Here is a 14,879-nt window from a genome sequence, read left to right as displayed (position 1 = left end):
CTGGCTACGTCAGCCGGCTACGGGCTCAGCGAACCGATTCGAGCAAGAGTCGCTGTTCGACGCGCTTGACCTCGTGTTGCACGTCACGCACGGCGTCGATGTTCGGTGAGATGGAGGTGACCCCCTCGTCGACGAGGAAGTCGACCATCTGTGGCTTCGAGGCGGCCTGGCCGCAGATGCTCGTGGCCACGTCGTGCTCGCGGCAGGTCCCGATGACCTGGCTCATGAGTTCGAGGACGGCCGGGTGGAGTTCGTCGAAGCGGTCGGCGACGTTGCCGTTGTTCCGGTCGACCGCGAGTGTGTACTGCGTGAGGTCGTTCGTCCCGAAGGAGACGAAGTCGATGCCGGCCTCGCAGATTTCCTCGATTGAGAGGGCGCTTGCCGGGGTTTCGACCATGACGCCCCAGTCGCGCTTCTCGGGGTCGATGCCGACCTCCTGCATCAGCGCCTTCGCCCGCAGGATGTCCTCGGCGTCGGTGACCAGCGGGAGCATCAGTTCGACGTTGTCATAGCCCAGGTCGTACAGGCGCTCGAACGCGCGGAGTTCGAGCTTGAACTCGCCGGGCCGGTCGAGCGAGCGCCGGATGCCCCGGTAGCCCAGCATCGGGTTATGTTCGCTGGGTTCGTCCTCGCCGCCCTGGAGCTGGCGGAACTCGTCGGAGGGGGCATCGAGGGTCCGGACGCGGACCGGGCGCGGGTAGAACGCCTCGGCGACCGAGCGAACGCCCTCGACGATTTCGTCGACGTAGGCGCGCTCGCCGTGGTCCTCGACGTAGCGAGCGGGCGTCTTGTCCGTCGAGAGAATCATGTGCTCGATGCGCAGCAGGCCGACGCCGTCGGCCCCCGTCGCGGCGGCCCGTTCGGCGGCTTCCGGGATAGAGACGTTGACCTTGACTTCCGTTCCGGTCATCGGCTTGACGGCCGAGGGCGTCTCGACCGGGTCGGCGGCCTCCTCTGCTTCCTCGCTTACACCTTCCGGAACCTTGGCTCCCTTCTCGACGGTGCCCTTGTCGCCGTCGAGCGTGACGGTTTCGCCGTCGCGGAGCTTCTGTGTCGCGTCCTCCGCGCCGACGACGGCCGGGACGCCGAGCTCGCGCGAGACGATGGCCGCGTGGCTGGTCATTCCACCCTCGTCCGTGACGATACCGTTGGCGCGTTTCATTGCCGGCACCATGTCCGGTGTCGTCATCTCGGCGACGATGATGTCGCCGTCTTCGACCTTGTCGAGGTTGTCGAGTTTGTCGACGATGCGGACGACGCCGGTGACGCGGCCCGGCGCGGAGCCGATGCCGTCGATTCGGATCGGCTCCGACTGGCTCTCCATCGACCCGCCGTCGGCCACGCCGGAGGTCTCTGGCTGGCTTTCGATGTCTGTAGCTGTGCCACCGCTCGTCTCGCTCTCGTCGATAGTGGTGATGGGACGGGACTGCAGCAGGTACACCTCACCCTCGTAGACCGCCCACTCCACGTCCTGTGGAGCGTCGTAGTGGTTTTCGACGCGCTCGCCGATCTCGATAAGTCGGTGAATCTCCTCGTCCGAGAGGACGCGCTCGTTGCGCTTCTCCTCGGGGACGGAGCGCTCGATGGTTTCCCCGTCGTCGCCGCGGACGCACATCACCTTCTTGTCGGCGACGGTCACCTCGTCGATAGAGCCGGTCTCCCGGTCGACGATGTAGTTGTCCGGCGAGACCGCCCCGGAAACGACCGCCTCTCCGAGTCCCCACGCGGCCTCGATAATGGCTGTCGGGCCGCCCGTCGAGGGGTGACTGGTGAACATGACGCCGGATTTCTCCGCGTCGACCATCTGCTGGACGACGACGGCGATGTCCACGGCGTCGTGGGCGAAGTCGTTCTCGTTGCGGTAGTAGATAGCACGCTGGGTGAACAGCGACGCCCAGCATTCCTTGACTCGCTGGAGCAGGTCCGCACGCGAGACGTTCAGATACGTGTCCTGCTGGCCGGCGAAGGAGGCATCCGGGAGGTCCTCAGCGGTCGCCGAGGACCGCACCGCCACGTCCTCGTCGCCCATCTCGTCGTAGGCGGCCAGCAGGTCCTCACGGACCGACGGTGGGGTGTCGGTTTCCAGGATCAACTCCTGGGCGCGTTCGGCCGCCTCGGCCAGCGCCTGCGAGTCGTCGCTGTCGACATCGACGGCCGCAAACAGCGGCTCGTCGATTCCAGTTGCTTCGATGAACGACCGATACGTGTCGGCAGTAACCACGAACGCCGACGGAACGGGTAGCCCTGCTCCGGTCAGTTCTCCGAGAGACGCCGCCTTGCCGCCGACCCGCGACAGATCGTCGGCACCGATTTCGTCGAGCCACAGTGTTGGCATGGACTCATTCGTATCATCTCCAACGACAATTAAGGATGTTCCGGTTATAACCGATGGGAACACTCTCTTCACTCGATTTCGAGTGAATCAGGTAGTCAAGCGGCGATGTGTGGATTAATATCACGCTTCGATAATGTCGTCGTCATCGACAGGCGGGACGGTCACCGTTCCGTCCAGCGCGGTCACGCCGCGCCCGCCGACCCACACCTCGGTCCCATCTGTGTCGACTGACACGATTCCGGGCCGGTCCCGGAAGTGGCCGCCTTCGACAGTGATCTGCTCGACGGTGTCATCGAGCGCGCCGTAGCGACGGACAAAGGCCGCACAGGCCCCCGATGCGGTGGCGGTCACCGGCTCCTCCGTGTGGCCTCCCGCTCGGAAGGCCCGGCCGTGCAGCGTCGACCGGCGGGTCGCATCCGCGCCGACAGTGTCGAACGTGAACGGGTATGCGCCCACCGCGTCCGCGCGGTCACAGAGCGAGGCGACGGCGGCCACGTCTACCGACAGGCTGCTCAGATGCTCGAAGTAGTTGACCGGCACCATGAGCCACGGTTCGCGGGCGTCAGCCGTCACCAAGGGCAGGTCCGCGCCCACGTCCTTGAGCGTGGCTTCGTCGAGTCCGAGCGCGTCCGCGACATCGCTGTAGGGGACATCGACCTCGGTGATGTCGGCCCGCCCCTGTTCGACCCAGACCATGCCGTTCGGTTTCGTTTCGACGGCGATGTCGCCCCCACCCGTAGCGACCGTCCACTCGGCGGCATCGATTGCACCGCGCTCGGAGAGCGCCGCGTGCGCGGCGACTGTGGCTGTTTCCGCTTCCTCCAGTTCCGCAGTCGGCGAGAAACACCGGAGCCGGCGGTCGGTGTCCGCCGCTGGCAGGACGAACGCTGTCTCGGTGGCTCCCAGTTCGCTGGCGACGGCCTGCATCTGCTCGGCGCTCAGTCCCTCGGCTTCGGGCACGACGCCGGCCGGTGTCCCAGCCGTCGGCTCCGCGGCGAACGCGTCGACAAGCAACGCCTGTCGGGTATCCATGGCACGGAGTTGTGTTGACCCGCAGATAACCTTTTCCGGAGCGACTCGGGGAGGTCCGGCGGTCGGTTCCGTCGAAACCCGTTCGGACCACCGACCCGTGTGCCTGACGGACGACTTTAGTACAGGGAGCTACCACCGAAAGGTATGAGCGAGGACGTTGACCTCCCTGAAAGCCACCCCCGCTACGAGTCGCTTTTGACCCGCCACCGGATCGAGGCGGGCGTCGACCGCGGTATCACCTCCCGGCAGGGCCTCATCGCCCAGGGCCGCGGCGAGGCCTTCGACTACCTGCTTGGCGAACGCACCATCGACAGCGCCGACGCCGCCGAGCGCGCCGCCGCGGCACACCTCCTCTCTGCCGAACACGCTGTCGTCTCGGTTAACGGCAACGCCGCCGCCCTCGTGCCCGGCGAACTCGTCGAACTGGCCGAGGTGACCGGCGCTGACCTCGAAGTGAACCTGTTCAACCGGACCGAAGAGCGCATCGAGGCTATCGCGGAGTACCTCCGCGAACACGGCGCGACGGACGTGAAGGGACTCACCGCCGACGGCCACATTCCCGGCCTCGACCACGAACGCGCGAAGGTCGACGCCGACGGCATCGGCGCAGCGGACGTGGTACTTGTCCCACTGGAGGACGGCGACCGCGCCGAGGCGCTGGGCGAGATGGGCAAGACCGAACTCGTCATCGACCTCAATCCACAGAGCCGCTCGGCCGAGGTAGCGACGGTGCCCATCATCGACAACATCATCCGTGCGATACCGAACATCACAGAACACGCCCGAGACCTCCGTGACGACCCCGATGCCCAGCAGGACACCATCGACGCGTTCGACGCCGACAGCGCCCTGACCGACGCCGAGCGGACGATTCGTGAGGGGGACCTGGAATGAGCCTGCCGCCGTACATCTACGCCGACCGGCGGGTGCCTAGCGAGGAGACCGTCAGGGAGACCCTCGACCAGCGGACGATGACGGCCTTCGGCGACACCGAGCGACTGGAGCGACTCCACCGGGTGTTCTATCCGGTGTTCAAAGTCGACTACGAGTACGAGACCGGCGAGGGGAAGCTGTTCGGCACGACGACGAAGTCCGAGACGGCATTTCTCGACGGCCTCTGGGCGGACAACGACCGAGCGGTGTCACAGTACGTCGACGACACCGACGCGGTGGTCCGTCGGGCGACCAGCGATTACGACTTCGGCCGCGGTGACCCGGCGCTTGGCCGCTCTGTCTTGATGCAGTTCCAGGTCACCGACGACGACGCCCGGTCGCTGCTGCCCCAGCGTGTCGCGGAGTACCGCGAGCAACAACAGACCGCCGCGGCAGGAACGGCCAACGTCTTCCTCCGAAAACTCAGAGAGTCCTACGGCCTTCCCGGCGACTTCGACCCCGACGGATTCGACGGCGTGACCGGCGTCGAGCGCCTGTATCTCCCGTTCTGGCTCGCCGAGTACCACTCCCCCGACAGCTCCGATGTCAAGCTCGTCACGTTCCGGGACCCGGACGCCCCGACCGAGGACCTGCAGCGCCACGGCTGGCTCGCGGAGTTTCTCAGTGCCGAACCCCGCCGGCTGGCCGAGTACGGCTACGAGGTCAACCCCGACCGGCTCGAACGGAACATCCGAGAGCGGATCGAGCAGTCCGACGAATCGGGGTCGGCCGATGCGGGTCGGAACTCTCATTCCGGCCGTGGCAGTTCCGCTGATGACGATGACGGTGCGCCCTCGATAAACCGCGAGCGCCCGTCCGATGACGGGACGGTGGTCCAGCCCGACGGCGTCGACATGCAGGCCGACGGGCTGGTCGACCCGAACCCGTCCCGGAGCTTCGCGGACGTGGGCGGGATGTCCGAACTGCTGGAGACGCTCAACCACAAGGTCGTTCGACCCCTGCAGGACCCGAGTGCCTTCGAGGAGTACGGCATCGGCGTCGTCAACGGCGTCCTCCTGCACGGCCCGCCCGGCTGTGGGAAAACTCACGTCGCGGGCGCGCTCGCGGGAGAGGTCGACCACACCTTCATCGAGGTGACGCCCGCCGACGTGACCAGCAAGTACATGGGCGAACCCGCACAGAAGGTCGAGGAGCTGTTCCAGATCGCCCGCGCGAACGCCCCCTGTATCCTCTTTATCGACGAAATCGACGGCATCGCCGGCGCGCGTGACGGCGACAGCAACATGAACAGCAGCGAACAGCAACTGGTCAATCAACTGCTCACCGAACTCGAAGGGATCGCCGACGAGGACGTGGTCGTGCTGGGCGCGACGAACCTCGTCGAGGACGTGGACGACGCTATCCGCCGCTCTGGGCGGTTTGACGAGCGTGTAGAGGTCCCGCCGCCGGACCCCGAAGCCCGGAAACAGATTCTCGATATTCACCTCGCTGGCCGACCGACTGCGGCCGACATCGACCTCGATCCGGTCGTCGAGGAGACGGCCGGCTTCGCGGCCAGCGACATCGAACTCATCGCCGAGGACGCCGCGCGCAAGGCGCTGCGAGCGGACGCCCCAATCGGGACGGACCATCTCATGCAGGCCGCCACGGAAACCGACACGAGCATCGCGGACTGGGTCGACCCCGAGATGGTGGCCGAGAACGGCGTCGTCCAGCCCGACGGCGTCGACCTGCAGGCCAGTTCGCTCGTCGAGACCGACGCGGGGCGCGACTTCGCCGACGTGGGCGGGATGGGCGAACTGAAAGACCGACTCGAAGAGACGGTCCTCGACCCGCTTGCGAACGCCGACGCCTACGCCGAGTACGGCATCGACGTGCTGTCGGGCCTGCTGCTGTATGGCCCGCCCGGCTGCGGGAAGACCCACCTCGCCGGTGCGCTCGCAGGCGAACTCGGTCACAGTTTCGTCGAAATCAGCCCCGCAGACGTGACCAGCAAGTGGATGGGCGAGCCGGCCCGCAACGTCGCCGAGGTGTTCGAGGTGGCCCGCGCGAACGCTCCCTGCGTGCTGTTTATCGACGAAATCGACGGCATCGCCGGTTCGCGCCGCGGGTCGATGAACACGAGCGAGCAGCAACTGGTCAATCAACTGCTCACGGAACTCGAAGGGGCGGCAGCGGAGGACATCGTTGTGGTCGCCGCGACGAACTTCGTCGAGGACATCGACGCGGCGCTGCGGCGCTCCGGTCGCTTCGACGAGCGCGTGGAGGTGCCGCCACCGGACGCCGAGGCTCGAAGACAGATCCTGGAGATCCACCTGCGGGACCGCCCCGTCGCCGGTGACATCAACTGGGACGCCATCCTCGAACCGACCGCGGGGTACGCCGCCAGCGACCTCGAACTCGTCGCCGAGGACGCGGCGCGACACGCCCTGCGGGCCGGGTCCGACATCACGCAGGACCATCTCGAAACCGCCGTCCGCGAGACCCATTCGAGCATCGCCGACTGGGACGACCGGGACCGGTATCAGGGGGACGAGGGGACGGCGGACCTGGGGCTTGGTTCCTGAAACGCTTCGAACCTGTTTTCGACGACATTTGTTGTGCTCTGACGCGGGCGAGAGCCCTGTCTCGGCGTGGCGGAGTCACCCTTCTCCAATCACCGACAGAACCGCTATCTCACCGCCAACCGAGGTAACATCTCCCACTCTGACAGAGACAACTGCATCAGAACGACTTTGTACCACCAACGAATATCACTAGGTGGTATGAGCGATTCCGATTCATTCGAACAGTTCAGCGACGTTGGCGAGGCGGAAGTCACACGCGCGATTGGGCAGGAATGGACCGAGGAGTTCATGGACTTCTCGGATTCGGATGTCATCATCGTCGGCGGCGGCCCGTCGGGGCTGATGGCCGCGAAGGAACTCGCCGAGCGTGGCGTGCAGGTAATGGTCGTCGAGAAGAACAACTACCTCGGCGGGGGCTTCTGGCTCGGCGGCTTCCTGATGAACAAGGTCACCGTCCGTGACCCGGCCCAGCAGGTCCTCGACGAACTCGATGTCGACCACAAGCAGTCCAAGGACAGCGAGGGCCTCTACGTCGCCAACGGACCCGAAGCCTGTTCCGGTCTCATCAAGGCCGCCTGTGACGCCGGCGCGAAGATGCAGAACATGACGGAGTTCACGGACATCGTCATCCGCGAGGACCACCGCGTCGGCGGCATCGTGATGAACTGGACGCCGGTCCACGCGCTGCCTCGGGAGATCACCTGCGTCGATCCCATCGCTGTCGAGGCCGATCTCGTCATCGACGCGACGGGTCACGATGCGATGGCCGTCAAGAAACTCGACGAGCGCGGCGTCCTGAACGCGCCGGGCCTCGAAGACGAAGCCAGCGGCATGGACCAGACCGACGACGACACCTACGGCGCGCCCGGCCACGACTCGCCCGGCCACGACTCTATGTGGGTCGGTGAGAGCGAGGACGCCGTCGTCGAACACACCGGTCTCGCCCACGACGGTCTCATCGTCACCGGCATGGCCACCGCGACCACCTACGGCCTCCCGCGCATGGGGCCGACGTTCGGTGCCATGCTCGTCTCCGGCAAACGCGCCGCACAGGTCGCACTGGACGAACTCGAAGTCGACGCCGACCCAGTCGACGTGACGAGTCGTGACGCGGCCTCCCCTGCTGACGACTGAAATCCCTCCGCCCACACTCAGCTCTCTAATTGTTCAGGTTTTCGGAAATTATGTGACTATTCAGGCCGTAATTTCGCGCTGAAACAAACAATTAAGCAATAGAAGACAATCTATGTTAGTGATTGACAACCGATGTCAGAAGAGATGCAACGCAGCGACGAACACAGCTCTGACGAGTCAGTCGGCGACGAGATAACGGTCCAGCTCTGGAGTCGCCGTCCAGTCTGTGGGCCACGAACGACGGCTATCGACCGGTTCACGGAACTGGCCGCAACGGGAGTTATCGACGACTTCGATGTCCAGACGTGGCCGGAGGAAGTCCCGGTGTCCCAGGAAAGTGACCACGGTGACGTGTTGGAGACCGTCGAGCGGTACGAACAGTGGGCGAACGAACAGGGCTTGAGTCTCCGACCACCCTTCGAAACGCGGACCTCGTCGCTGCTGGTCGGTAGGAGTACGGAGGTGCTGCGGCTCCCGATGCTGGCCGTCGCCGTGTACGCGGACGACGGCCTCGCTGGAGTGTACCCGTGTAGTGACGGCGGAACCACGTGGTCTGTCACCGATTGCATCGACGCGCTCGCTGCGGACCCGGTCGAACTCCCGCACGAATCCGGGACATAGCGCGCTCGCCGGAACTGGTTCGGCGTTTGTAGTTCTCTGGGGCTCACGAACGGCGTTGTCCCCGAGACGTAAATAGTATTACTCGGCGGTACCACTGACAGATATCATGGAGTCCGTCACGCTGTACCGTGCCCCGACAACGGTCGCCGACGCCGATACCATCGCCGAGTGGCTTGACGCGCGGGTCGACGCCGATGTCGTCATCCGGGACCGGTTTCTCTCGTTGCACGGCGACTCGGAACTGGCGGAGTCGTTCGCCGAGGCACGGGTGCTCTCGCCGTACGACCGCGAGACCGGGAACACGATGCTTGGGATCGTCCGTTACGAAGAGCGAGCGCTGGAGTCGCCCGAACGGGCCGGCGGCGTCATCTACGACGGGCTGGCTGTCCAGCGGGTCCTTCACGAGCGAATCCCCGAGTCCGAGCGGTCGCTGGACCACCTTCACGTTCCGCTACTGGACCGTGTCGTCGGGACCTGGGGCGACCACGACGGCCGCTGGCACAAGCGCGTGAACGTCCTCGGTCAGCCCGTGGTCGTCTCGGTTCCGGGGCTGTACGAGGCCCCCGCAAAACCCGAGCAGTACTACAAGGAACAGCAGAAACACGCCCTGCTCGCCGGCGGTGCGCCGCCCCGGGAAGTGCTGGAAAACGAAGTCGAGGGCGACTTCCTAGTCGAGGACGACCCGCGAACGACCGACGCCCTCAAGGGGTACGTCCTGCAGGCGTACCACTACCTCGACACCGGGGAGGCGTTCTGCGACGCGGAGAGCTGCCGGCTCCACAATCCTCACCGCCAGCCCGGCGTCGTCGCTGCTCAGCTCTGTGATCCCGAGTTCTGTCCCGCCCATGCCGAGCGGTACCGGGTGAAGTGAGCGCGTAGCGGACGGGGCTCGCCTCGGGTTTGGCCGCCCGCTGCCAGTCACGTACCAGTACGCTGAAGTGACCGGTCGTGTCAGTGGCGGGTAAGCTTCCGCTAGCTGCCCTGCATACATGTCCCAGTCAGCGCCACCGCGTCGGCGCGATGTCCGTCTCGTCCTCGGGTCCGCCCTCCTGTTGGGCGTCGCGCTCGGCGCACACTACGCCCTCGTCCGTCCGGAGCGCATCGGCCTGAACTACCGCGTCTACGACGCCGCGGCCCGCGCGGTCCTGGCCGGCGGAGATTTCTACGCCGCCACACCGGACAGCGGCCTCCGCTACCTCTACCCGCCAGTGACCGTGCTCGCGTTCGTCCCGCTGGCGGCGCTCGGTCCCTGGCCCGTCGGGTACGCCGCCGTGACGCTTGCCTCGATTGGGGCGAGTGCTGTCACGGCGGCCCTGCTGGTCCGGTATGTCGAGTCGCTGGGCTACACTGTCCCCCTGAGTGAGCGACTGCTGCTCGGTGCGTACGTCCTCGCGTCAGTCCACGCCGTGCCGTCGCTGGCGTACGGACAGGTGAACCACCTCCTCGTGGCGGCCTTCGTCGCAGGGCTGGTCTGGCTGGTACGGGACCGGGAGTGGCGCGCTGGGGCCGCCCTCGCCGTCCCGGCGCTCGTGAAGGTGTTTCCGGCGGCTGTCGGCCTCTGGCTACTTCGCCGGCGGGCCTGGCGGACTATCGGCGCGGCGGTTGGTACCGCTGTTGCGCTCACACTGGCGGGACTGGCCGCGTTCGGTCCCGCAACGTACCGGCGGTACGTCCTCGATGTACTGCTGCCTCGCCGGGACGGGGCGGCTTTCGCTGGCGGACTCGACCCGACGGTGAGCTACGTGACGCTCCGCCGGCCGCTGTCCGTCCTCTTTTCGACTGCTGACCCGACATGGTTCGCCGTCGGTGCGGCAGCCCTGCTCGCGCCCGTACTCGCGGCACTGTACTGGCGACCGACCGGCGTCACCGACCGCCTCGTAGCGCTCTACGGAACGCTGACCGCGATGTTGCTCTTTTTCCCCTCGCTGTTGCTGTACTACGTCTACCTGACGTTCCCGCTCGTCCCGCTGCTGTATCATCTGCCCCGGGGCTGGGGGCGGCGGCTGTTCGTCGGCGGGACGCTCGTCGCGACCCTCTCGCTGTCGTTCCGGTCTGTTCGGCCACTCCTGGGGCTATTCCTCAACGCCGGACGCGCCGACGCCGTTGCGGCGGCCCTCCGGCCAGTTTTCAGCCTCGGGACACCCGTGCTGTATGGCTGTCTGCTGACGCTCGTCGGCTGTCTGGTCTACCGGGTCGAGACTGATGGCCTCTCGATACCGGTCGCTGCCGGTAACGACAGCCCGACCGATGCCTGACGCACGCGCCGGCCCGCCTACGTGACCGTTCCCGACAGCAGCCCGAGGAACCCCCCGGCGAAGGTGTCGTAGCGTCGGTCGACCGTCCGCTCGGTGAGCCGCTCGCGGGCCGCCGCCACTCGCCGCTCGAAGGCGCTGGCGTGTGACCGCCTCGATAGCCGCGTTCCTGGTGCCGAAAGTCGGACGAACCCCTCGAACGCGAGGTTCAACGGGGCGGCGAGCGCGCTGGGACTCCGCTGGAAGTTCAGCAGTGCGACTCGACCACCGGGGACGACGCTGTCACACCACGCATCCACAGCCGCCGCGGGGTCCTCGAAGATGCCGGCGACGAACGTCGCCAGCACGGCGTCGGCCTCTCGAACCGGTGGTCGGGCGGCGTCGGCCTGTACGTAGTGAACGCTCTCGCCCGTCCGTGCGGACTGTTCGCGTGCGCGCTCAAGCATTTCCCGTGTCACGTCGATACCGACGACCCGGCCCGACGGCCCGACCCGCTCCCGAAGGTGGGGGACGTTCGTACCCGTGCCACAGCCCATCTCGACGACGTTGTCGCCGGGTGCGAGCGCCAGCGCATCCGCCGTCCGGTCGCGCCAGGACGCCACGCCGGGCGCACTCGCCAGCCAATCGTACACCTGCGCCCACCGGCCGTAAAACGATTGTGCGTCGGTCACAGGATTTCTCGCGCCGTCTCGGCGACCGACACGGCGTCGTCCCCGAGCAGGTACACCACCGGTTCGATACCCATCGCGCCGGTGTGATACAGCACGTCAACCGCTGGGTCGTCGGCCAGCGCGGCCGCGACAGCCGGCTCGACGCTCTCCTCGGCGTCGAACTCGACGACGGTCCGGCCAGAATCTCGCAACGCGGCCACGACGGTGTCGTCGTACCGGACGTTCAACACCGCGCGGGCATCGCTGCCGGCGGTCCGCGCTGCCAGCAACAACGACGCGACGTGTTCGCTGACGCCGAACTCCGGGTCCGCCGGGATGGTCGCCCGTCCCTTCACGTCGAGAATCCGCCCCGGGACGGCGGCCACGTCCTCGATGCTCTCGGCGTCGGGGAGACACTGGACGAGGTTCGACCCGACCGCCGGAATGAGCGTCGCGAACCCGCTCGTGTTTTCGAGTACGCTGAGTCCGCGCCGCACCGACGCGAGCGTCCGCTCGGCCGACCGGAGCTGTGAGTCCGGGTCGTGGACGGCGAACTCGTCGTCGTACCCTTCGAGTTCCGGGACCGCGTCCTCGTGTAGCTGCGCGAGCACGCCGCCGTGTTCGAGTTCGCGGATGAACACCTCCGTTTCGACCAGCGCCTGGACGGAACTCATATCGCCGTCAGCAAGCCCGTCCGCCAGCCGCTTGACCAGTTCTTCCAGGCCGCGATGGGCCAGCAGGTCGTCGTGGCGAGCCACGTCGCCGTGGACGTATTTCGAGACTGCGCTCTGGCTGATTCCCAGCAGGTCAGCGACCTCGGACTGCGTCAGTCCGCGCTCTCTGAGGGCGTCGGCCAGCAGCGAGCGAAACGTCGGCAGGAAGTCATCAACGACGATCTCCTCGATGAATCGCATCTATCGCCGCCCCCCCGCGGCGGTCATTGGTCGCCTCCGAACTCACTCGCTCGTAGCCGAGACTCACGGCCCGCTCGCAGTGCTCGCGGCCAACTCATTGGTCGCCTCCGAACTCAACCTCGTTTCTCACCGATACCGTAATGCCACGCGTCGCGGGCATCACTGATCGCCTCCGAACTCTCTATCTCCCTGTATCTTGCTCGCCTGCGGCCCAGACTGGCCCTGGTACTTCGAGCCGCGTTCGGCCCCGTACGGGCGGTCGGCGGGCGTCTTGAGTTCCGTGAACGTGAGTTGGGAGATTCGCATCCCGGGCGTGAGCGCGACCGGTGCAGTGCCGAGGTTCGACAGTTCGAGCGTAATCTGACCCTCGTACCCCGGGTCACACAGGCCCGCAGTTGCGTGTACCACGATTGCCAGCCGGCCAAGCGATGACCGCCCTTCGACATGGGCGATGAGGTCGTCGGGGATGGCGACGCGCTCGTGGGTCGTCCCCAGCACGAAATCGCCGGGGTGGAGGATGAACTCCCCGCCCTCCTCAACGACGGTTTCCTCGACGTAGTCCGCGACCTCATCCTCGGAGTTCGGGTGGATACAGGGGATGTTGGCGTGCTGGAACTCCAGGAACTCCCGACCGAGCCGGAGGTCGACGCTGGCCGGCTGAATCTGGATGTCCGGGTCGTCGAGCGGTTCGACGACGAGATCACCCTGTTCCAGTCGTCGGAGGATATCTGCATCAGAGAGTATCATGAAAGTGGCGTTTGCGGCCGCGGGCGTAAACCTCCCGGTTCTCAGGAGGCCACCACTACCGGTGCAAGCGGGGTGGAGGTCGCTAGAGCTCTCGTCGTCGGCCGATGACCGCCATTCCCAGGACCGTTCCTCCGAACCCGACCAGCGTGAGCGCGGACATCGGTTGGAGTGCCGCAGTCGTGCCACTGGACGGCTGTGGAATGCTGATAGTCAGCGTCCCCGTTTCGCCAGCGGTGAACGTGCCGCTTGTCACCGTTTGCAGCTCCTGCTCGGGGACTTCAGAGTAGTTGAACGGCCCCGGCAAGGTGAACGCGGCCAGGTGGAGCGTCCGGTTCGCCCCGTCCTCCGGAATCGTGAACTCCACCGTGACCTCCGTCGGATTGTTTTGGTCGTCGAAGGTGAACGACCGATTGGTGATAGAGACGTTCTTCAGCTGTCCCTCACGATTCCGGTGCAATACGGACGGGTTCTCCGTGACGCCATCCTCGGAGTTCCCCAGCGCGGCCATCAGGTCGCGGTCGTTTTCCCCGTAATACGGCGGATCGGGCGGTGCTTCGCCGGGGCCGAAGTCGACCTGCCAGTAAACTGTTTCCTCCGGTGTCTGCGTCGGCGTTTCCGTCGGCGTTCGAGTCGGCTGTTCGGTCGGCTCCGGAGTCGGTTCTTCGGTTGGTTCGGGAGTGGGCTCCGGAGTTGGTTCAGGAGTCGGCTCTGGCGTCGGCTCAGGCGTGGGTTCCGGAGTAGGTTCAGGCGTTGGTTCTGGCGTCGGCTCAGGCGTGGGTTCCGGAGTAGGTTCAGGCGTTGGTTCCGGAGTTGGCTCAGGGGTCGGCTCCTCCGTGGGTTCTTCAGTGGGCTCTTCGGTCGGCTCCTCAGTTGGCGTTTCCGTTGGCGTCTGAGTCGGTTCCTCAGTTGGCGTTTCGGTCGGCGTTTCTGTTGGGGTCTGAGTCGGCTCCTCAGTTGGCTCTTCCGTCGGCGTTGGCGTCGACGGCACCGTACAGAAAGCCAGGAAGCTGATGCCCTGTTCTGATGTGACCGTTCCCGACATCTGGGGCGGGTCCAGTTCGTTGGCCTGGTTTATGTCGCTGCCGCCGCCGGACTTCACGACTACGACATCAACGGGATCCTGGGAGGTCCACTCGACGTTGGTCGGCCCCTCAGAGGGACCCTCGTCGTACGCTATCACGTCGAACGTCACGGTATCGTTCGCCCCCTTCTCGAAGACGAACCCGTATCCGTCGTTGGTTTCCTCCCAGTTGTACTTCGCAAGCAGTTCTTCGCCCTCGGCACACGGCTGGGACGGACTCCGGTCGTCCGTCTGGACCAGAAGCGACTGCGTCGACTGCGTTACCTGCGACAGTCCGACACCGCCGACGGCGACAGTCGACCCAAGGACGAACAGCGTAATCACGGCCGTGACGCCGACAAACGCAACGTCGACGCCGCCATCCTCACTCATCTGGTCTCTCCCATCGACTCCGCGGGTTCCAGTGCGACCATCGCTCTATCGCCGAATTTTCTTGACGTGACATTTATCGAAACCGTGCCACTATCTGACAATGGAACACCTTTCGTTATCAACCGGTTTATGACAGTAAGGGTCTCTTTCGTCGGTCGTTTCGCTCAGTCGGTACTGTCGTGCTCGCTGATAGGCGGTACACTGAGATGGTCGGCACCGAAGGGTCATCCTGACGCCGTCAAATCCAACAACACAGAGAGTGGCCCGCGGTCTGTCCGGG

12 protein-coding genes are annotated in these 14,879 nt (G+C 65.8%); 6 read left to right on the top strand and 6 right to left on the bottom strand.

Going from position 1 to position 14,879, the window contains the following annotated elements:
• Positions 1–25 precede the first annotated feature (25 nt).
• Both ppsA and Harman_RS14565 read right to left on the bottom strand, forming a co-directional pair.
• The gene (gene ppsA, locus Harman_RS14570) at positions 26–2,335 is read right to left on the bottom strand and encodes a phosphoenolpyruvate synthase (RefSeq protein WP_137684507.1); all 2,310 of its coding nucleotides are present in this window, start codon (positions 2,333–2,335) and stop codon (positions 26–28) included.
• Between the two features lie 120 nt (positions 2,336–2,455).
• Positions 2,456–3,367, bottom strand: a complete 912-nt coding sequence (locus Harman_RS14565; RefSeq protein ID WP_137684506.1) for a PhzF family phenazine biosynthesis protein — start codon at positions 3,365–3,367, stop codon at positions 2,456–2,458.
• A 144-nt stretch (positions 3,368–3,511) separates the two neighbouring features.
• On the opposite strand from Harman_RS14565, the gene Harman_RS14560 reads away from it, so the two are divergent.
• The 6 genes from Harman_RS14560 to Harman_RS14535 all read left to right on the top strand — a co-directional run bounded on the left by Harman_RS14560 (position 3,512) and on the right by Harman_RS14535 (position 10,838).
• The gene (locus Harman_RS14560) at positions 3,512–4,261 is read left to right on the top strand and encodes a 4-phosphopantoate--beta-alanine ligase (RefSeq protein ID WP_137684505.1); all 750 of its coding nucleotides are present in this window, start codon (positions 3,512–3,514) and stop codon (positions 4,259–4,261) included.
• Positions 4,258–6,828: an AAA family ATPase gene (locus Harman_RS14555; RefSeq protein ID WP_137684504.1), complete on the top strand. Its 2,571-nt coding sequence runs from the start codon at positions 4,258–4,260 to the stop codon at positions 6,826–6,828. Before Harman_RS14560 ends, Harman_RS14555 begins: the two co-directional genes overlap by 4 nt.
• A gap of 198 nt (positions 6,829–7,026) precedes the next feature.
• The gene (locus tag Harman_RS14550; protein WP_137684503.1) at positions 7,027–7,962 is read left to right on the top strand and encodes a sulfide-dependent adenosine diphosphate thiazole synthase; all 936 of its coding nucleotides are present in this window, start codon (positions 7,027–7,029) and stop codon (positions 7,960–7,962) included.
• Positions 7,963–8,094: 132 nt separating this feature from the next.
• Positions 8,095–8,583, top strand: coding sequence for an HTH domain-containing protein (locus Harman_RS14545; protein ID WP_137684502.1), 489 nt, complete (start codon positions 8,095–8,097; stop codon positions 8,581–8,583).
• 106 nt (positions 8,584–8,689) lie between these two features.
• Positions 8,690–9,454: a DUF7001 family protein gene (locus tag Harman_RS14540; RefSeq protein WP_137684501.1), complete on the top strand. Its 765-nt coding sequence runs from the start codon at positions 8,690–8,692 to the stop codon at positions 9,452–9,454.
• Positions 9,455–9,572: 118 nt separating this feature from the next.
• Positions 9,573–10,838, top strand: a complete 1,266-nt coding sequence (locus Harman_RS14535; RefSeq protein ID WP_137684500.1) for a glycosyltransferase family 87 protein — start codon at positions 9,573–9,575, stop codon at positions 10,836–10,838.
• 17 nt (positions 10,839–10,855) lie between these two features.
• Here the strand turns inward: Harman_RS14535 and Harman_RS14530 are convergent, their stop codons facing one another.
• From Harman_RS14530 to Harman_RS21595, 4 genes are all read right to left on the bottom strand, one after another.
• Positions 10,856–11,506: a class I SAM-dependent methyltransferase gene (locus tag Harman_RS14530; protein ID WP_137684499.1), complete on the bottom strand. Its 651-nt coding sequence runs from the start codon at positions 11,504–11,506 to the stop codon at positions 10,856–10,858.
• Positions 11,503–12,399 carry a thiamine-phosphate synthase family protein gene (locus tag Harman_RS14525; RefSeq protein ID WP_137684498.1) on the bottom strand — a complete coding sequence of 299 codons (897 nt, stop codon included), beginning with the start codon at positions 12,397–12,399 and terminating at the stop codon, positions 11,503–11,505. Before Harman_RS14525 ends, Harman_RS14530 begins: the two co-directional genes overlap by 4 nt.
• Before the next feature lie 159 nt (positions 12,400–12,558).
• On the bottom strand, positions 12,559–13,146 hold the full coding sequence (dcd, locus tag Harman_RS14520; protein ID WP_137684497.1) for a dCTP deaminase: 588 nt from the start codon (positions 13,144–13,146) through the stop codon (positions 12,559–12,561).
• A gap of 82 nt (positions 13,147–13,228) precedes the next feature.
• On the bottom strand, positions 13,229–14,599 hold the full coding sequence (locus Harman_RS21595; protein ID WP_200830906.1) for a hypothetical protein: 1,371 nt from the start codon (positions 14,597–14,599) through the stop codon (positions 13,229–13,231).
• Positions 14,600–14,879 lie beyond the last annotated feature (280 nt).

Origin of the sequence: Haloarcula mannanilytica (assembly GCF_005406125.1) — an archaeon.
Taxonomy (GTDB): Archaea; Halobacteriota; Halobacteria; order Halobacteriales; family Haloarculaceae; genus Haloarcula; species Haloarcula mannanilytica.
Note: the sequence above shows the minus strand (reverse complement) of the source record. Positions and strands in the feature narration are given on the sequence as shown.

What these genes read in the sequence shown, in the direction of transcription:
- ppsA (WP_137684507.1), bottom strand. Translation starts at nt 2,335, where the DNA reads ATGCCAACACTGTGGCTCGACGAAATCGGTGCCGACGATCTGTCGCGG.
- Harman_RS14565 (WP_137684506.1), bottom strand. Translation starts at nt 3,367, where the DNA reads ATGGATACCCGACAGGCGTTGCTTGTCGACGCGTTCGCCGCGGAGCCG.
- Harman_RS14560 (WP_137684505.1), top strand. Translation starts at nt 3,512, where the DNA reads ATGAGCGAGGACGTTGACCTCCCTGAAAGCCACCCCCGCTACGAGTCG.
- Harman_RS14555 (WP_137684504.1), top strand. Translation starts at nt 4,258, where the DNA reads ATGAGCCTGCCGCCGTACATCTACGCCGACCGGCGGGTGCCTAGCGAG.
- Harman_RS14550 (WP_137684503.1), top strand. Translation starts at nt 7,027, where the DNA reads ATGAGCGATTCCGATTCATTCGAACAGTTCAGCGACGTTGGCGAGGCG.
- Harman_RS14545 (WP_137684502.1), top strand. Translation starts at nt 8,095, where the DNA reads ATGTCAGAAGAGATGCAACGCAGCGACGAACACAGCTCTGACGAGTCA.
- Harman_RS14540 (WP_137684501.1), top strand. Translation starts at nt 8,690, where the DNA reads ATGGAGTCCGTCACGCTGTACCGTGCCCCGACAACGGTCGCCGACGCC.
- Harman_RS14535 (WP_137684500.1), top strand. Translation starts at nt 9,573, where the DNA reads ATGTCCCAGTCAGCGCCACCGCGTCGGCGCGATGTCCGTCTCGTCCTC.
- Harman_RS14525 (WP_137684498.1), bottom strand. Translation starts at nt 12,399, where the DNA reads ATGCGATTCATCGAGGAGATCGTCGTTGATGACTTCCTGCCGACGTTT.
- dcd (WP_137684497.1), bottom strand. Translation starts at nt 13,146, where the DNA reads ATGATACTCTCTGATGCAGATATCCTCCGACGACTGGAACAGGGTGAT.
- Harman_RS21595 (WP_200830906.1), bottom strand. Translation starts at nt 14,599, where the DNA reads ATGAGTGAGGATGGCGGCGTCGACGTTGCGTTTGTCGGCGTCACGGCC.